The sequence below is a fragment of the Streptomyces indicus genome (assembly GCF_900100315.1).
Classification (GTDB): domain Bacteria; phylum Actinomycetota; class Actinomycetes; order Streptomycetales; family Streptomycetaceae; genus Streptomyces; species Streptomyces indicus.
In genome coordinates this window covers 1,167,052-1,184,856 of record NZ_FNFF01000001.1, presented here as the reverse complement: position 1 = coordinate 1,184,856, position 17,805 = coordinate 1,167,052, and the positions used below count along the sequence as shown (strand labels likewise).

Here is a 17,805-nt window from a genome sequence, read left to right as displayed (position 1 = left end):
AACGGTCCGGTCGGTATTAGAATAACGGCATGGTGCGCACCCCTCTCACCCCCGAAGAGCGCGAGCGCGGCGAGCGGCTCGGCCGGCTCCTGCGCGAGGCCCGCGGCTCCCGCAGCATGAACGAGGTGGCCGCGGTCGCCGGCCTGTCCGCCGAGACCCTCCGCAAGATCGAGACCGGCCGCGCGCCGACCCCGGCGTTCTTCACCGTCGCCGCGCTCGCCTCCGCGCTCGGCCTCTCCCTCGACGAGGTCCTGGCCCGCTGCACACCACTGCCCGCGTGATCCGTACGCCGCGCAGGGCGGCCCGCGTCGCGGTGCTCGCCCCCGACGGCTCGCTCTTCCTGCTCCGTTACGAAAACGAAGAGGTCGGCCCGCACTGGGCGATGCCCGGCGGCGGACTGGACGAGGGCGAGACGCCCCGGGCCGGAGCGCTGCGCGAGCTGCACGAGGAGACCGGCTGGCGCGACCTCGCGCTCGGCGGGCTGCTGTGCACCTGGGAGCACGACTTCACGCGCGCCGGGATCCCCGTACGCCAGCACGAGCACATCTATGGCGCCCACGGGCCGCGGCGCGCCCCTGGCCCCGAGGTGGCGGAGGCGCACGCCGCGGACGGCATCCTGGGCGCGCGCTGGTGGACGCCGGCCGAGCTCGCGAGCACCCAAGAGGCGCTCTGGCCCCCGCAGTTGGCGGCCGTGCTCGCCTCGGAGCAGCATCCGGTCCACCTCGGGTTCGTGCCGAACGTGGGCTGAGGGCCGCTACGGGCCGGGGTGCGCCAGGGCTTGCCCGGGGCCCGTTCCGGGCGGCCGGGGATCGGTGGCCGCTCAGGCCGACACCGCCAGCTGCACCCCGTGGTGGGCGGGGCGCTCGATCTCGTCCAGCAGGGCCACGGCCAGGTCGGCGTGCGAGATCCGGCCCGCCCCCTCGACCACCGTGCCCACGGCCGTTCGGTACGCACCCGTGGCCGGGGCGTCCGCGGCGAGGTCCATCGGCGGCACCACCATCAACCAGTCGAGCCCGCCCGCGCGTTCACCGAGCAGCTCGAACTCGGCGACATGCCCCTGTGAGAAGGCCCGGTATTCCGCGGGGAACGCCGGATCGTCCATCACCCGTACACCCGGCGCGGTTTCGAGGGTCGTCGCGATCCCGAGGACGAGCAGCCGGCGCACCCCCGCCTCGCCGAGGCCGGTGACCAGCGCGCGGGCCGCCGCGGTGAAGTGCTCCTCGGACGGGACATCGAGCCGCGCCGACGCGTTCAGCGCCGCGTCGTGCCCCGCCGCGACCGCGGTCACCACCGAGGCGTCGGTGACATCGCCGCGTACGACGGTGACCTGATCCGCGCCGAGATGCGGGTACTTCGCCGGGTCGCGCACCACGGCCGTCACCGTGTGCCCGCGCCGCACCGCCTCCGCGACCGCCGCACCGCCGACCCGGCCGCCGGCACCGAAGATCACGATCTTGCTCATGGGGACTCCCTGGTCCGTAGGTGTGCTGAGGGCTGGACCGTAGGACGGGGAGGTCCGGTTACTTCAAGGGAACCGGGGCCAGGACGCTTCGAGAAGCCCCGGAGCCGCCGCCGTACCCTTCACCCATGAGCCGGATCGAACCGCTGCGCGCGGACATGTTCGAGGCCGACTGCGGGCACCGGATGCCGTTCCGCGTCGGCGACAAGTGGAGCGGCATGGTCCTGCGCTGCCTCGAAGCGGGACCGCGCCGCTTCACCGAGCTCAAGGTGCCCCTGCACAGGGTCAGCCCCAAGGTGCTCACCGAGACCCTGCGGGCGATGGAGCGCGACGGCTGGGTGAGCAGGACCGCGTACGACGAGAACCCGCCGCGGGTCGAGTACGCGCTCACGGAGCTCGGCCGCTCCCTGATGGCTCCCCTCGACCACCTGTGCGCATTGACCCGCGCCCACCGCGAGGACCTGCTCGCCGGGGCGGGCGAGCGGCCGAGCAGGGGCGGGGCGCAGGGGGAGTAACAGATCCTGCGCGCGGGACCGGGCGGGGCCAGGCTGCCCGTATGGTTCGTCCCTCGGCTCTCGTGCGTGCCGTGCTCGCCGCGGTGCTGCTGCCCCTCCTCGTCTCCACCGCCCCCGCGCCGCGTACCGTTCCGCTGCCGCGCCCCGCCCCCGCGCCCCGCCCGCTCCAGCATCCCGGTGCGGTGCTCGACCGGGCGCGGCTCGATTTCGTACGGGCCCGGGTGCGGGCCGGCGACGAGCCGTACGCCTCGGCCTTCGACGCGATGCGGGCCAGCCGCTACGCCTCGCTCTGGTACTTCGTGCAGCCGCAGACCGAGGTCGTCTGCCCGCCGGGCGACCGCCCCGGCAAGGGCTGTGTGCAGGAGCGCGAGGACGCGATCGCCGCGTACACACACGCGTTGATGTGGGTGGTCACGCGCCGGGCGGACCATGCCCGCAAAGCGCTGGAGATCATGGACCTGTGGTCCGGCACGCTGCGCAGCCACAGCGGGGGCAACTCCGGTCTGCAGTCCGCCTGGGCGGGATCGATGTGGGCGCGGGCCGGCGAGATCATGCGGTACGTGTACAAGGGCTGGCCCCCGGAGAACGTCGCGCGCTTCGACCGGATGCTGCGCGAGGTGTATCTGCAGCAGGTGGCGGGCGGTTCGCTCGGGCGCAATGGCAACTGGGACCTGGTGATGGCCGACGCGGCGGCGGGCATCGGGGTGTTCCTCGACGACCGTGCGGTCCTGGCGCGGGCCGTCGAGCGGGTACGGCAGCGCGTGCCCGCGTACTTCTATCTGCGCTCCGACGGACCGCACCCGAAGAGCCCGCCGGGCGGACTCGTCGAATCCCGCGCGGAGTTGACCCGCTACTGGTTCGGCCAGGAGCGGTTCGTGGACGGCCTCGCGCAGGAGACCTGCCGCAACTTCGAGCACGTCGGATACGCGATCGCCGCCACCGCGCACGTCGCCGAGACCGCGCGAGTCCAGGGCATCGACCTCTACGAGGACGTGGCCGAACGGCTGCGCGCCGCCCTGGAGTTGCACGCCCGGTACCAGGTGAGCGAGGCGGAGGCGGGGCCGGAGTGGCTGTGCGGCGGGCAGCTCACGCTCACCATGGGGCCCGACGCGGAGATCGCGCTCAACCACCTGCAGAACCGCCTGGGCCTGCGCCTGCCGCACGCGCGGCGGCTGGCCGGCGAGCTGCGGCCGGCCGGGACCGACAACCTGTTCGTGGCCTGGGAGACGCTCACCCATGGCGGGGAGCCGCCGCGGACGAGGGAGCCGGTGGCATGAGGCGTTCGCTGCGGATTCGTACGGGACGGGTTGTCGTGCTGTCGCTCCTGACCGCCGCCCTGCTCGGGGCCGCCGCACCCCCGCCCCCGCCGCCCGACGACATCCGCTCCGGCTTCCGGCACCCCGGCGTGCTGCTCGACCTCGACGGGATCGACACGCTGCGGCGCGCGGTGGCCCAGGGCCGCGAGCCGCAGGCCTCCGCGTACCGCCGCATGAAGGAGAGCCGGTACGCGGCCGCGGACTACCGGCCGCACCCGCACAAGGTCGTCGCCTGCCCGCCGTACAAGAAGCCGCCCGCCTGCACGGCCGAGCGCGAGGACGCCATCGCCGCCTACACCCAGGCGCTGCTCTACACGGTCACCCGCGACCCCGCCCACGCCCGCCGCGCCGTGCGGATCATGGACGCCTGGTCGCAGGTGCTCACCGACCACACCGAGGGCAACTCCGCGCTGCAGGCCGCCTGGGCGGGCTCGACCTGGGCGCGCGCCGCCGAACTCGTGCGCCACACCTACGAGGGCTGGCCGGTCGCGGACGCGGCGCGCTTCGGCCGCATGCTGCGCCACGCCTACCTCGGCGAGTACGCGGAGGAGGTCGCCGACTACAACGGCAACTGGGACCTCACGATGACCGACGCCGCACTGGCCATCGGCGTCTTCCTCGACGACCGCCGCGTGTTCGAGGAAGCGGTACGCCGCTTCAAGGCCCGCGTCCCCGCGTACTTCTATCTGCGCAGCGACGGCGAGGTGCCCCTCGCGCCGCCCGGCGGCAAGGCCGATACGCCCGAGGAGATCCGGGAGTTCTGGTTCGGCCAGCGGACCTTCGTGGACGGGCTCGCCCAGGAGTCCTGCCGCAACTTCGAGCACGTCGGCTACGCCCTCGCCGCCACCGCGCACGCCGCCGAGACCGCCCACCTCCAAGGGGTCGACCTGTACGGGCCCGTACGCGAACGGCTGCGCGCCACCGTCGAGTTCCACGCCCGCCACCAGCTGGGCGCGCCCATGCCGACGTCGCTCTGCGGCGGCAGGCCGCGGCTGACCATGGGGCCCGACCTCGAGGTGGTCCTGCACCACCTGAGCGGACGGCTCGGCCTCGCGCTGCCGTACGGACAGAAGCTGGCGCAGCGCATGCGGCCGGCCGGCACCGACGACCTCTTCGTGGCCTGGGAGACCCTGACGCACGGCAGGGCCTTCGGCGGCTGCACCGGCACGGATAGGGTCGGCTGTCATGACCAGCGATGCCCTTGAGGCCCTCGGCCGCTCCCGCTACATCTCCCTCACCACGTACCGGAAGAACGGCACCCCCGTCTCCACACCGGTCTGGGTGGTCAGCGACGGCGCGCTCCTCTACGTATGGACGAAGACCGACACGTGGAAGGTGAAGCGGCTGCGCCACGACAAGCGGGTCGTCGTGACCGCCTGCGACCTTCGCGGCCGCGTCGCCGACGGGGCCGTCAGCGCGGAAGGCACCGCGACGCTCCTGGACGAGAGCGAGATGCCGAAGGTGCGGCGGCTGCTCTCGCGCAAGTACAAGTGGCAGTACTGGATGGTGGATTACCCGGCGATGCTCGCGCGGCTCGGCAAGCGGCCGCACACGGGCATCGCGGTGAGCCTGTCGCAGACCTGAGACCACAAGGGCGACTGCGCCGGCCCGACACCCGGGCCGCGAGGCGCCCGCACACCCGGGGCCCTCGTGCCCCGGACCGCCCGGAGGCCGTGATGCCCCTGAACTCCGACGACGCACGCCGGATCGCGCTCGCCCTGCCGGGCGCCTTCGAGAAGCTCGCGTGGGGACTGCCCACGTTCCGGGTCGAGGGCGGCAAGGTGTTCGCCTCGCTCGACGACTCCGACACGGTGCTCGGCGTGAAGTGCCCGCAGGAGGACCGGGCCGAACTGATCGCCGCGGAACCGGAGAAGTTCTTCCTGCGCGAGGGCCACGACGACCGCTACCCCTGGCTGCGGGTGCGGCTCGGCGCGCTGGACGACGAGCAGGAGCTCGCCGCGATCCTCGCCGACTCGTGGCGGCAGGCGGCGCCCAAGAGGCTGGTGGCGGAACATCCGGAGACCGGGTCCATGTGAGAGGGAACGGGGCGGTTTGTCACTCTGCCCGGCAGACCCCGCGGTGCCACCTTTTCCTCGGCTCTTATGCGCACCTACGAAAACTCCGCGTAGCCGCCCCGTAACGCGCGAGGTGTGGAATGCTGCCGGACACACATGGACCGGAAGGGTCCAGTCTGGTGGGGGACACATGACGGCGGGGCAACACGCGGACCCTGTGCGGGAGTTCGCGGAGTATCTGCGAGGCCTGGTCGGACGCATCGACCAGGACGGTGGGTGGTGCGGCGTGTTCCTCCGCCGCGACCCCGACGGGATGCGCGCCTGCCTGCAAGGACGCGAGGCCCCGCCCTGGGACGTGGTCGAGGCGCTGCTCAACGATCTCGCGGCAGCCCACGGCCGGGACCGGGCCGCCCAGGAGATGGCCCACGCCCGCGCCCTGCACCAGCGCCTGCTCCGCCATGTCGACACCCGCCCCGGCGCGCGCGAACGGCTCGGCGAGCGGCTCGAGCTGATGCTCAAGGAACAGCGGTACGCGGCCGAACGGCAGGGCGAGATAGGGGAGTTGCTCCAGACCGCCTCCCCCTTCGACGCCGACCGGCTGCGGCTCGACCTCGCGTGGGCGCAGGACGACCACGAGCGGGCGAGCGCGCGCGTGGCGGAACTCCAGGGGCGGTTGCAGCGGATCCAGGCACCGCCGCGGCACGGACAGCCGCGCCACGAGCCCCGCGTCATGCCGCCCGACACGGACCACTTCTTCGCACCCCGGCAGCCGGATGCGGCACCCGCCGAGGAGGAGCGGAGCAGCCGGGGCGCCCCGCACCCGCGCCGGTTCGCGCGCAGAGGCGCCCGGTACGCGCCCGGGGCGGACACCGCCGGTTCCGTCCCGCCGACCGCGGCGCAGACCCCGCCGCGCGGCGCCCGCTACGGCCAGATCGCCGAGCAGACCCCGCCCCGCGGCGCCCGCCACGGCCGCATGTCCGAGCAGGCCGCACCCGCGGCGCCGCCCGGGAGCGCACCCGGCGCCGCGGCCCGCGCCACCGCCGCCACCGTCGCCCAGCTGATCGCGCTGCGCGGCGCGGGCCGCACCGGCGAGGCCCATGTGCTGCTGTGCGAGGCGGCCCGCCGGCCGCCCGGGCAACTGCCGCTGCTCGCCGAGGAGTTGCAGCGCGCCGGGCTCGGCGCCGACTGGGCCACGCTCCTGTGGGAGGCGGCCTCGCTGCCGCCCGCCGACCTCGTCGCCGTCGCCGAGGCGCTCGGCACCGCCGGCCGCCACGACGACGCGAAGCGTCTGCTGCGCCAGGGCGTGGGCCGGCCCGCGTCCGAGATCGGCGAGGCCGCGCTCGTGATGGCCGACGCCGGGCGCAGGGTGCAGGCCGAGGTGCTGCTCGAGGCGTTCCTGCGCGTCCGTACGCCGGAGGAGGCCGCGCGCATCGTCACCGCCGACCCGGACCGTCTGATCCCGCCGCTGCTCAAGGCCGCCGAGTCGGTCTCGGGGGACTGCCGGCGCGACCTGGCGCACGCGCTGCGGGTGGCGGGATTCGGGGTCTAGCCCGCCTCTCCCGGTGCCCGCGCGCCGGGAGCGTCCCTCACCCGTACGAGTAGGAAAAGCCGCCGGTGGCGCGGGCTTGCGGCAGGCGGTCTTGCCCCGCACCTGGACTGGTCGTACGTTCATGGCTCCACCTCCGTCGTCTACGGGCGTAGAGCCCGGCGGGGTCGAGAGGTCGACAGCGAGCGTCTCGTCGAAGGAGCAGCTCATGGCCACCGTCGTACGCGCCGCACTGGTCCAGGCGACCTGGACAGGCGACACCGAATCCATGATCGCCAAGCATGAGGAGCACGCCCGGGAGGCCGCGCGCCAGGGTGCGCAGGTGATCGGCTTCCAGGAGGTGTTCAACGCGCCGTACTTCTGCCAGGTGCAGGAGCCGGAGCACTACCGCTGGGCCGAGCCGGTGCCGGACGGGCCCACGGTGGTCCGGATGCAGGCACTCGCCCGCGAGACCGGCATGGTGATCGTCGTCCCGGTCTTCGAAGTCGAGCAGGCCGGCTTCTACTACAACACCGCGGCCGTGATCGACGCGGACGGCACGTATCTCGGCAAGTACCGCAAGCACCACATCCCGCAGGTCAAGGGCTTCTGGGAGAAGTACTACTTCAAGCCCGGGAACCTGGGCTGGCCGGTGTTCGACACCGCGGTCGGCAAGGTCGGCGTGTACATCTGCTACGACCGGCACTTCCCCGAGGGCTGGCGGCAACTCGGCCTGAACGGTGCCCAGTTGGTCTACAACCCCTCCGCCACCTCGCGCGGTCTGTCCGCGTACCTCTGGCAGCTGGAGCAGCCCGCCGCCGCGGTCGCCAACGAGTACTTCATCGCGGCCATCAACCGGGTCGGCCAGGAGGAGTACGGCGACAACGACTTCTACGGGACCTCGTACTTCGTGGACCCGCGCGGCCAGTTCGTCGGCGAGACCGCGAGCGACAAGACCGAGGAACTGGTGGTCAGGGACCTGGACTTCGGCCTGATCGAGGAAGTGCGCAACCAGTGGGCGTTCTACCGCGACCGCCGTCCCGACGCGTACGAAGGGCTGGTGCAGCCGTGACGTCGACGTCATCCGCGGAGCTGTACGAACGGCACCGCAAGGTGCTGCCCGACTGGCTCGCCCTCTACTACGAGGACCCGATCGAGCTGACGCACGGCGAGGGCCGCCACGTCTGGGACGCCGACGGCACCAAGTACCTGGACTTCTTCGGCGGCATCCTCACCACGATGACCGCGCATGCGCTGCCCGAGGTGACCAAGGCGATCAGTGAGCAGGCGGGCCGGATCATCCATTCGTCCACGCTCTACCTCGACCGCCCGATGGTCGAACTCGCCGAGCGCATCGCCGCGTTGTCCGGCATCCCCGACGCCCGCGTGTTCTTCACCAGCTCGGGCACCGAGGCCAACGACACGGCGCTGCTGCTCGCGACGGCCTACCGCGGCTCGAACACCCTGCTCGCGATGCGCAACAGCTACCACGGCCGCTCGTTCTCGGCGGTCGGCATCACGGGCAACCGCGCGTGGTCGCCCACGTCGCTGTCCCCGCTCCAGACGCTGTACGTGCACGGCGGCGTCCGCACCCGGGGCCCGTACGCCTCGCTGAGCGATGCCGAGTTCATCGCCGCGTGCGTGGCCGACCTGGAGGACCTCCTCGGCCACGGCCGTACCCCTGCCGCCCTGATCGCCGAGCCGATCCAGGGCGTCGGCGGCTTCACCTCGCCTCCCGACGGCCTCTACGCCGCCTTCCGCGAAGTCCTCGCCGCGCGCGGGGTGTTGTGGATCTCGGACGAGGTGCAGACCGGCTGGGGCCGCACCGGCGACCACTTCTGGGGCTGGCAGGCGCACGCGCAGTCCGGGCCGCCGGACATGCTGACCTTCGCCAAGGGCATCGGCAACGGCATGTCGATCGGCGGGGTCGTCGCCCGCGCCGAGGTCATGAACTGCCTGGACGCCAACTCCATCTCCACCTTCGGCGGTTCTCCGGTCACCATGGCGGCGGGCCTGGCGAACCTCTCGTACCTCCTGGAACACGACCTCCAGGGCAACGCCCGCCGCGTGGGCGGCCTCCTCCTGGAGCGCCTGCGCGCGGCCTGCGCCTCGGTCCCCGCCGTACGGGAGGTCCGCGGCCGGGGTCTGATGCTCGGCATCGAGCTGTGCGAACCGGGCACGGACGAGCCGTCGCCGCAGCGCGCCACGGCGGTCCTGGAGGCCGCACGCGCCGGCGGCCTCCTGATCGGCAAGGGCGGCGGCCACAGCACGAGCGCCCTGCGCATCGCGCCCCCGCTCAGCCTGACCGTGGCGGAGGCGGAAGAGGGCGCGGCGATTCTGGAGCGGGCGCTGCGCGAGGTGTGAGACGCGTGGCTGTAGCTGTAGCTGTAGCTGTAGCTGTAGCTGTAGCTGTAGCTGTAGCTGTAGCTGCGGGCGGGCCCGGGGCGTGGAGTGCCGCGTGGTGCTCCGGGCGCCGGGCCCGGCCGATGAGGCGGCGGCTGCCCGGTCGATGGGGATCGCCTGTGTCCGGTGGGCGAGGATAGGGTCGTCGTCCGCCGTCCGCACGCGAGGAGTCCGCGCCCAGATGTCACCTTCCGGTTCCGGTACGTCCGGTACGCGGCCGCCGACGATCGCCGATGTCGCCCGGGTCGCCGGAGTGTCGCGTACGACGGTCTCGCACGCGCTGAACGGGCTCGGCAAGGTGGACCCCCGTACCAGGGAGCGCATCAAGCAGGTCGCCGCCGACCTCGGCTACCGGCCGAACCTGCGTGCGCAGCGCCTGCGTCGGGGGCAGGCCAAGGCCATCGCGCTGGCCTCGTCGATGCCCTTCTCCGTGGCCGGCGGACCGTCGCGGCTCGGCTTCTACATGGAGGTGGCCGCCGCTGCCGCCGAGAGCGCCCTCGCCCACGACTACGCCCTCGTGCTCGTGCCCCCGGTGGAGGCGTCCGGATCGGCGCTGTACTCCGTGGACATCGACGGCGCCATCGTCGTCGAGCCCGACGTGGACGACGCGGCCACGGCCCGGCTCAAGGAGCGCGGCCTGCCGTACGTCACGCTCGGCCGTCCCGTGGCGCCGGAGGAGGACGCGCCTTACGTGGACCTGCGCGGCGCCCTCGTCACGGACCTGCTCCTGTCCCACCTGAAGGAGCAGAGCGCGCGGCAGCCCGCGCTGATCATCGGCTCCGGCGCGCGGCACTCGTCGGTGGACGCGCGGGAGGCCTACGAACGCACCGCCGCGGCAGAGGGGTGGACGCCGCTCGTCCGTACGGCGCCCGAGGCGGGCGGCGAGGAGGCCGGTTACGCGGCCTGCGCGCAGCTGCTCGCCGAACACCCCGGCATCGACGCGGTCTGCGCCCTGGTGGACGTGTTCGCCGTCGGCGCGGTCCGGGCGATCAAGGACAGCGGACGCGCCGTCCCGGACGACGTCCTGGTCGTCACGCGCTACGACGGGCTGCGCGCCCGCACCTGCGAACCGCCGCTGACCGCCGTGGACCTGCACCTGGACCGGGCGGCGGCGGATGCCGTGGAACTGCTGCTCGCCCGCCTGCGCGGCGACGCGGAGGCCGCACGAACGGCCACGGCGCCGGCGCCCCGGGTGGTCGTCAGGGCTTCGTCGGTACGGAACAAGCCCTCGCAGCCCGGCAATTGACGGGGAGGGCCGGCGCCCGACCGGGACCGGCCCTCCCAACTCCTGCGCGCACGCGGCCGGTTACAGGCCCAGCATCAACACGGCCCCCGAGACCAGCGCGAAGACGAGCACGAACAGGCGCATCCTGCGTGCGTCGAAGCGGTGGTGCACCAGGCGGCTCAGCCACGCGCCCACCGCGATCGCGGGCAGCAGCGCGAGCGCCCAGCCGAGGTCGGCCGCATGGCCCTCACCGGTGGCGAACAGCAGCAGCAGGGACGCGAGTTCACCGACGAGGAAGCACAGGGCGACCGTCGCGCGCAGTTCGGCGGGCGGCCGGTGCTGGTAGACGAGGGCCAGCGGAGGGCCGCCCACTCCCGTCGCGGTCTCCGTCAGGCCGGTGACCGCACCCGCCGCCACGTACGCGGAACGCCCGGGCGCGAACGCCGGAGCGAGCAGGCTCACCACCGCCGCGAGCACCGTCGCGAGGCCCACGAAGAGCCCGAGACTGCGGTCGGGGATCAGCCAGAGCAGCGCCAGCCCGCCGGGAGTGGCGGCGATGCGCGCCACCGTGATCCAGCCGGCCCCGCGCAGATCGAGCGCGTCCCGCTCGCGCCATGCCACGTACACGTTGAGCGGGATCATCGATGCGAGGACGAACACCGGGAGCAGGCCGGGATCGAGGATCCCGGCCACGGGTGCCACGATCAGCGCGAAGCCGAGCCCGCTGCTGCCCTGGACGAACGAGGCGGCGGCCACCGTGAGGGCGAGCACCACGAGGGTTGTGACGGTCACCGCTCCGCACTCCGTCCCGGTGCCGTCAGGGCCCGCGCGCGGGCCGTCGTGGAGGTGGGATGGGCGCGTCTCACCTCGGCCCTTTCCCTTACGGTGCGGGCCAGTTCGCCGGCTCTGCGCACCAACGCGCGGCCGTCCCAGCCGACCGGTGCGCCCTGCCACAGGCGCAGCCGCCCGCCGACGAACACCGCGCTGATCTGGTCGCGGTTGCCGCGCCGCACCAGCTCCCAGGGCAGGTCCCAGGAGAGCGCGAGTTCCGGGGTCTCGGTGTCCACGAGCAGGAAGTCGGCGGCGCGCCCCGCGGCGATCGTGCCGGTGCGGGCGCCGAGTCCCAGGGCGTCGGCGCCGCCCCGCGTGGCCTGTTCGAGCCAGGTCCAGCCGGCGCCGCAGGACGAGTCGCCGGTGGCGAGTCCGTACGCGAGCCGCTGGGCGAACTCCGCGGCGTCGGCGAGCCGGAACCCGTCGCCGCGGGTGCCGTCGGTGCCGAGCCCGAAGCGGATGCCGCGCTCGGCCAGGGCGACGGCGGGCGCGACCGCGTTGCCCTTCCAGGCGCTGGCGACCGGGTTGTAACTGACGGCGGTCCCGGTGTCGGCGAGCAGGGTCAGCTCGCGCGGCGTGAGCAACGTGGCGTGCGCGGCCAGGAGTTGAGGGCCGAGTGCGCCGATCCGGTGCAGGTGTTCCAGCGGGCGCAGACCGTGGCGTACGAGGGAGCGCTCGACGCCCGCGAGGTGCTCGTTCACGTGGATCTGCACCACGGCACCGGCCTCGGCGGCCAGACGTGCGGTGTGCCGCAGAGTCCGCTCGGTGGCCGCCTCGGGGATGGAGATCGCGAGGGAGGGGTGGACGAGCGGGTCGCCGGCGTACCGGGCGAGGTGCTTCTCGGCACGCTCGGCGACGGTGGAGCCTCCGGGAGTCGCCTCGGCCACGGGAGCGGCGGATGTGCGGGCCGGGTCCTCCGCGGGGGCGTCGTTGCAGACGAGCCCGAGCACGCACCGCAGGCCCGCGTCCCGGGCCGCCGAAGCGATCACGTCCACGTCGACCGGCGCGCGCGTGCCGGCGTCGGCGACCGTGGTGAAACCGCCGCGCAGGGCTTCCAGCGCCGCCAACTTGGCGGCCACGTACGCCGATTCCTCGTCGAGCGCGTTCTCCAGGGGCACCCACACGCGGCGGAAGATCTCCGAGGGCTCACCGAAGGCCAGCGCGGAACCGAAGCTCTGGGTGAGGTGGTGGTGGGCGTCCACGAAGCCCGGCATCAGGAGGTGGCCGGCCAGGCGGACCGGGGCGAGGCCGGGGTGGGTGCGCCGCAGCTCCGCGAGGGGACCGACGGCACGGAAGACACCGCCGTCCACCACCACGCCGTACCCGTCGGCCGGCCCCTCCGGCAGCAGGACGGCGTCGGGGGCGAGGAGCAACGGGCCGGTGGTGTCGAGGAGTTGGGAACGGAGCCGATCGGGAGCGGCGGGGGTTCCGGGGTGGCGCGGGTCGTCCGGGCGGTCCGGGCGGTCCGGGCGTTCGAGGTTGTCCACGGGCTCAGGGCCGGCCGGGGGAGCGTCGGTGCGCTGGTTCATCAGTCGCTTTCGGTACGGGGGCGGGTCAGGCGGGCGACGACGCCGGGCCTGACGTGGTGGAAGAGGACGTTGAGGACGGCGGCGACGAACGCGCCGACCGCGACTCCGCTTTCGAGGAGGATGCGGAGGTTCGGCGGGAAGCCGCCGTACACCCCCGGGACGAGGATCGGCAGCAGACCGAGGGCCAGCGCGACCGCGCAGATGAACGTGCTGGTGTGCCGGTCGAGGTCGGAACGGCCGAGCATCTGCACCCCGAGCACGGTGATCACCGCGAACACCACCATCGCGGTGCCGCCGACCACCGCCGACGGGATCACGCTGATCGCGTGGGTCACGGGGGCGAGGAAGCCGATCGCGATGAGCACCACACCGGCCGCGGCGGTCACGTACCGGCTGCGGACGCCGGTGACCCGGACGATGCCGATGTTCTCGCCGCTGGTCACCATGAGCGGCAGCCCGAAGAAGCCGCCGGCGAGCGAGGTGAGCGCATCTCCGCGGATGGTCTTGGGCACGGCCGTGCGCCGGTCGATCTCCTTGCCCACGGCCTCGGCGTTGATCACGGTCTGGCCGGTGGCCTCCGCCATGGACGCCAGGCTGTAGAGCATCAGCGGCAGCGCGGCCACGAGGTTGAACTGCGGTGAACCGAACGGCATCGGCTGCGGCACGCTCAGCAGACCGTCCGCCCCGGCGGCGCCGAAGTCGATGCCGCCGAGCACGGCGGCGAGCGCGGTGCCCGCCAACAGGCCGAGCATCACCGCGAGTTGCCGCAGGATGCCGCTGAACAGCAGATAGAACGCGACGGTGAAGCCGATCGTCGCCATGCCGAGACCGAGGTTGCCCGGGTCGGCGAAGCCGGGCTCGCCGGGCCGCCCGGTGACGAGGGTCGCGCCGACCTTCACCAGGTTCACGCCCACGATGACGATCATCGTGCCGATCACCAGGGCGGGGAAGAAGGCCAGGAGCCGCGAGAACACCGGCAGCACGACGAAGTAGAACACCGCGGTCAGGACCACCGCGCCGGTGGCCGTGGGCAGGCCGTGCTGCTCGGCGATGGCGAGGAAGAGGATGAGCGGCGCACCGCCCGGCAGCATCACGAACGGCAGCCGCGGCCCGAACTTCCAGGGCCCGAGCGACTGGACGAGCGAGCCGACGCCGGAGAGCACGAAGGCCGCGGAGAGCAGCCCGACCGTCAGCTCGGGGTCGAGCCGGAGCGTGGCGCTCATCAGGAAGATGGCCGAGATGGGCGTGGCCGCCATGACGAGGACGTGCTGGATCCCGAAGAGCAGGATCCGCCCGCGGGGGCGGGATTCGTCTACGGGGTGGGGGAGTTGACGTTGCGCCCCGGCCTCGGTTCCGGACCCGGACCCTGCCCCTGCCCCGGCCTCGGGTGGTGGCTCGGCGTCCATGGGCGGGGGGACTTCGGCGGCGCGGGGCGCGGGTACTGCGACCTGCTCCGTACCGGAGAGAGTTTCCGTGCCGGGGAGCACTTCGGCGTCGGGCTGGGCCTCGGTACCGGGCCGGGCCTCCGCACCGGGCTTGGCCTCGGCGCTGGGCAGAGCTTCGGTGTTGGAGTGGGTCTCGGCGCTGGGCATGGCTCCGGCACTGGACCGGGCTTCCGTACCGGGCGGGGACTGGCGTGGTCGGGACACGTTCGGGCTCCTCTCGGGAGTCTCGGCACGCTCGGATGTCCACTTCGATCCGGCCCTGGAGCGGAGAGCCAAATCGATTTGGCCAAATCGATTTGGCCGTCAGTATCCGAGGGTGTGGGTGGGCCGTCAAGGGGTCCCGCGCGGCGGGCCCTCTTGGCAGCGGCCCGCGCGCGAGAGAGGGTCGGGGGATCGACGCCTGCCGACCTGCGGGCCGGCGGGTTCACCGGCGACCTGACCTGGAAAGAACCCCGACACCCGACCCGACGACCGAACCGGGGTGTGCCACCCGCGGTTGAGGAGGTGCGAACGATGACCCGCACGCTGATCACTGGTGGCCTCGTCATCACGGCTGCCGACGAGATCCACGCCGACGTGCTGATCGAGGGCGGCCGGATCGCCGCGCTCGGCACGCCGGGCACGCACGGGTGGACGGCCGACCGCGTGATCGACGCAGCCCAGAAGTTCGTGATCCCGGGCGGCGTCGACGTCCACACGCACATGGAGCTGCCGTTCGGCGGCACCTTCGCCTCGGACACGTTCGAGACGGGCACGCAGGCGGCGGCCTGGGGCGGTACGACCACGATCGTGGACTTCGCCGTGCAGTCGAAGGGGCAGTCGCTGCGCGCCGGCCTCGACGCGTGGCACGCGAAGGCGGACGGCCGGTGCGCGATCGACTACGGCTTCCACATGATCATGTCGGATGTCACCGAGCGGTCCCTGAAGGAGATGGACCTCCTGGTCGAGGAGGGCGTCAGCAGCTTCAAGCTGTTCATGGCCTACCCCGGCGTCTTCTACAGCGACGACGGACAGATCCTGCGGGCGATGCAGCGCGCCGCGGCCAACGGCGGCATGATCATGATGCACGCGGAGAACGGCATCGCGATCGACGTCCTGGTCGAACAGGCCCTCCAGCGCGGCGAGACGGACCCCCGCTACCACGGGGAGGTGCGCAAGGCCCTGCTCGAAGCCGAGGCGACCCACCGCGCCATCAAACTGGCCCAGGTGACCGGCGCCCCGCTCTACGTCGTGCACGTCTCGGCCGAGCAGGCGGTCGCGGAGCTGGCCCGCGCCCGGGACGAGGGCCTCCCGGTCTTCGGCGAGACCTGCCCGCAGTACCTCTTCCTCTCCACGGACAACCTCGCCGAGCCGGACTTCGAGGGCGCGAAGTACGTCTGCTCAACTCCCTTGCGCCCGAAGGAACATCAGGCCGCCCTGTGGCGGGGCCTGCGCACCGACGACCTCCAGGTGGTCTCCACCGACCACTGCCCGTTCTGCTTCGTGGGCCAGAAGGAGCTGGGCCGCGGCGACTTCTCGAAGATCCCCAACGGCATGCCGGGCGTCGAGAACCGCATGGACCTCCTCCACCAGGCGGTCGTCGAGGGCCGCATCACCCGCCGCCGCTGGATCGAGATCGCCTGCGCCACCCCGGCCCGGATGTTCGGCCTCTACGGCAAGAAGGGCACGATCGCCCCGGGCGCGGACGCGGACGTGGTGATCTACGACCCGCACGCGGAGCAGGTGATGTCCGCCGAGACGCACCACATGAACGTGGACTACTCGGCGTATGAGGGCAAGCGCGTGACCGGGCAGGTGGAGACGGTCCTTTCGCGCGGTGAACTCGTCATCGACAAGCGGGAGTTCGTGGGCCGGGCCGGACACGGCGCCTATCTGGCGCGGGGGACCAGCCAGTACCTCGGCTGATCAGGACGGGCGGGCGACGCCCCGGGGTCGCGGGTGCGCCCGGGGTGTCGCCCGCCCATCCGGACGCGCAAGGGTGTCACCTGCCCGGCCCGGAGCGCTCCTCCAGACCGGGCCGGGCAGGCTGGATCAGCTGCGGGTCCAGCGCTGGTTGCCGCTGTTCCAGCAGGAGTAGAGCTGGATCATGGTGCCGTTGGCGGTGCCCGCCGCGGCCGCGTCCAGGCAGAGGCCCGACTGGACGCCGACGATGGAGCCGTCGGAGTTGAGCCGCCACTTCTGGTTCTCGCCGCCCCAGCAGCTGTAGATCTGCACCTTGGCGCCGTTGGCGGTGCCCGCGGCGTCCAGGCACTTGTTGCCGTAGACCCTCAGTTCGCCGGCGGCCGTGTGGGTCCACTGCTGGTTGGTGCCGTTGCCGCAGTCCCACAGCTGGACCTGGGTGCCGTCCGTGGTGCTCGCGCCGGGCACGTCCACACAGCGGCCCGAGGCGACGCCTCGGATCCGGGCTGCGCCCGAAGGGGGCGTGGTGGAGCCGGAGTTGAGTGCGTTGAGCACGGCGTCGTAGGCGGGCTTCTTGCTGCCGTTGCCCTGGAAGAGCAGAGGTGTGTGCTCCGGGCGCCAGGAGTCGGTGTCCCGCACGCCCCAGACGGTGATGCCGAGGCAGCGCGGGACGGCCAGGCAGTCGTTGGTGACGCCCGCGTAGGCCGAGGACGGGGCGCCCTGGATGTCGAGCTCGGTCACCGCCACGTCGACGCCGAGGGCGGCGAAACTCTGGAGCGTGGTGCGGAAGTTGCTGTGGTACGGGTTGCCCTCGTTGAAGTGCGACTGGAAGCCGACGCAGTCGATCGGCACACCCCGCTGCTTGAAGTCCTTGACCATGTTGTACATGGCCTGGGTCTTGGCCGCGGTCCAGTTCTCGACGTTGTAGTCGTTGTAGCAGAGCTTGGCGGCCGGGTCGGCGGCGCGTGCGGTGCGGAAGGCGACCTCGATCCAGTCGTTTCCGGTGCGCTGAAGGTTGGAGTCGCGGCGGGCCCCCGAAGGGCCGTCGGCGAAGGCCTCGTTCACGACGTCCCACTGGGCGATCTTGCCCTTGTAGTGGCCCATCACGCCGTTGATGTGGCTGATCATGGCCTGGCGCAGGGTGCTGCCGCTGAGGGCCTGCATCCAGGCGGGCTGCTGCGAGTGCCAGGCCAGGGTGTGGCCGCGCACCTGCTTGCCGTTCTGGACCGCCCAGTTGTAGACCCGGTCGCCGGCGGTGAAGTTGAACTGCCCCCGCTGGGGCTCGGTGGCGTCGATCTTCATCTCGTTCTCGGCGGTCACCGAGTTGAACTCGCGGTTCGCGATCGTGGTGTACGCGGAGTCGCCGAGCCGGCCGCCGGCGATGGCGGTGCCGAAGTAGCGGCCGCTCTGCGCCGCCGCCGCGCCGAGCGTGCTCTCGGCCGCCTGGGCACTCGGCGGCGCGGCCAGCACGCCGGTCGTACCGAGTGCGCCGACGGCCAGTGACGCCAGCAGGACGCGGAGCCTTCTGCGGCGGGCAGGTGGGGGGAGGGCGTACGAGCCCATGACGGTACCTCCAGGTCGTGACGGGGCGGGCTGATCGGACGGCAGCCCGTATTCGAAATGTCGAACGCTGACCGGTACTT

At 72.7% G+C, this 17,805-nt stretch carries 17 protein-coding genes; 12 read left to right on the top strand and 5 right to left on the bottom strand.

The genetic code is table 11. From position 1 onward, the window contains the following. Positions 1-29: 29 nt before the first annotated feature. Positions 30-281, top strand: a complete 252-nt coding sequence (locus tag BLT97_RS05270) for a helix-turn-helix domain-containing protein (protein WP_093607436.1) — start codon at positions 30-32, stop codon at positions 279-281. Beyond that, positions 278-748, top strand: coding sequence for an NUDIX hydrolase (locus tag BLT97_RS05265; RefSeq protein ID WP_245769135.1), 471 nt, complete (start codon positions 278-280; stop codon positions 746-748). The genes BLT97_RS05270 and BLT97_RS05265 overlap by 4 nt, the downstream gene beginning before the upstream one ends. Positions 749-820: 72 nt before the next feature. Here BLT97_RS05265 and BLT97_RS05260 read toward each other — a convergent pair whose 3' ends face one another. Then, entirely contained in the window at positions 821-1,462 is a 642-nt protein-coding gene (locus tag BLT97_RS05260; protein WP_176953647.1) for an NAD(P)-dependent oxidoreductase, read from the bottom strand. A gap of 125 nt (positions 1,463-1,587) precedes the next feature. Here BLT97_RS05260 and BLT97_RS05255 point away from each other — a divergent pair, with 125 nt between their 5' ends. The 9 genes from BLT97_RS05255 (at position 1,588) to BLT97_RS05215 (ending at position 10,479) form a co-directional block, all read left to right on the top strand. After that, positions 1,588-1,974 (top strand): winged helix-turn-helix transcriptional regulator, encoded by a 387-nt coding sequence (locus tag BLT97_RS05255; RefSeq protein WP_093607435.1) that lies wholly within the window; start codon positions 1,588-1,590, stop codon positions 1,972-1,974. Between the two features lie 41 nt (positions 1,975-2,015). Continuing rightward, positions 2,016-3,251, top strand: a complete 1,236-nt coding sequence (locus BLT97_RS05250; protein ID WP_093607434.1) for an alginate lyase family protein — start codon at positions 2,016-2,018, stop codon at positions 3,249-3,251. After that, complete coding sequence (locus BLT97_RS05245) at positions 3,248-4,495, top strand: alginate lyase family protein (protein WP_093607433.1); 1,248 nt, start codon at positions 3,248-3,250, stop codon at positions 4,493-4,495. The genes BLT97_RS05250 and BLT97_RS05245 overlap by 4 nt, the downstream gene beginning before the upstream one ends. Beyond that, positions 4,476-4,874 carry a PPOX class F420-dependent oxidoreductase gene (locus tag BLT97_RS05240; protein WP_093607432.1) on the top strand — a complete coding sequence of 133 codons (399 nt, stop codon included), beginning with the start codon at positions 4,476-4,478 and terminating at the stop codon, positions 4,872-4,874. Before BLT97_RS05245 ends, BLT97_RS05240 begins: the two co-directional genes overlap by 20 nt. A 92-nt stretch (positions 4,875-4,966) precedes the next feature. Beyond that, positions 4,967-5,326 (top strand): MmcQ/YjbR family DNA-binding protein, encoded by a 360-nt coding sequence (locus tag BLT97_RS05235; RefSeq protein ID WP_093607431.1) that lies wholly within the window; start codon positions 4,967-4,969, stop codon positions 5,324-5,326. 169 nt (positions 5,327-5,495) lie between these two features. Beyond that, positions 5,496-6,854, top strand: a complete 1,359-nt coding sequence (locus tag BLT97_RS05230; protein ID WP_093607430.1) for a hypothetical protein — start codon at positions 5,496-5,498, stop codon at positions 6,852-6,854. Positions 6,855-7,059: 205 nt separating this feature from the next. Beyond that, on the top strand, positions 7,060-7,902 hold the full coding sequence (locus BLT97_RS05225) for a nitrilase-related carbon-nitrogen hydrolase (protein WP_093607429.1): 843 nt from the start codon (positions 7,060-7,062) through the stop codon (positions 7,900-7,902). Then, entirely contained in the window at positions 7,899-9,194 is a 1,296-nt protein-coding gene (locus BLT97_RS05220) for an aspartate aminotransferase family protein (RefSeq protein ID WP_093607428.1), read from the top strand. The genes BLT97_RS05225 and BLT97_RS05220 overlap by 4 nt, the downstream gene beginning before the upstream one ends. A gap of 220 nt (positions 9,195-9,414) precedes the next feature. Next, positions 9,415-10,479, top strand: coding sequence for a LacI family DNA-binding transcriptional regulator (locus BLT97_RS05215; protein ID WP_093607427.1), 1,065 nt, complete (start codon positions 9,415-9,417; stop codon positions 10,477-10,479). 60 nt (positions 10,480-10,539) lie between these two features. Here the strand turns inward: BLT97_RS05215 and BLT97_RS05210 are convergent, their stop codons facing one another. Genes BLT97_RS05210 through BLT97_RS05200 form a run of 3 tightly spaced genes read right to left on the bottom strand, consistent with a single transcriptional unit; the run spans position 10,540 to position 14,410 of the window. Then, positions 10,540-11,250 (bottom strand): sulfite exporter TauE/SafE family protein, encoded by a 711-nt coding sequence (locus tag BLT97_RS05210; protein WP_093607426.1) that lies wholly within the window; start codon positions 11,248-11,250, stop codon positions 10,540-10,542. Then, positions 11,247-12,818 (bottom strand): amidohydrolase family protein, encoded by a 1,572-nt coding sequence (locus BLT97_RS05205; RefSeq protein WP_093607425.1) that lies wholly within the window; start codon positions 12,816-12,818, stop codon positions 11,247-11,249. The genes BLT97_RS05210 and BLT97_RS05205 overlap by 4 nt, the downstream gene beginning before the upstream one ends. Next, entirely contained in the window at positions 12,818-14,410 is a 1,593-nt protein-coding gene (locus BLT97_RS05200) for a uracil-xanthine permease family protein (RefSeq protein ID WP_245769134.1), read from the bottom strand. Before BLT97_RS05200 ends, BLT97_RS05205 begins: the two co-directional genes overlap by 1 nt. A 366-nt stretch (positions 14,411-14,776) precedes the next feature. Between BLT97_RS05200 and hydA the strand changes: the two genes are divergently transcribed. Continuing rightward, positions 14,777-16,168, top strand: coding sequence for a dihydropyrimidinase (hydA, locus tag BLT97_RS05195; protein ID WP_093607424.1), 1,392 nt, complete (start codon positions 14,777-14,779; stop codon positions 16,166-16,168). Between the two features lie 126 nt (positions 16,169-16,294). On the opposite strand, the gene BLT97_RS05190 is transcribed toward hydA, so the two are convergent. After that, positions 16,295-17,725 (bottom strand): endo-1,4-beta-xylanase, encoded by a 1,431-nt coding sequence (locus tag BLT97_RS05190; RefSeq protein ID WP_093607423.1) that lies wholly within the window; start codon positions 17,723-17,725, stop codon positions 16,295-16,297. Positions 17,726-17,805 lie beyond the last annotated feature (80 nt).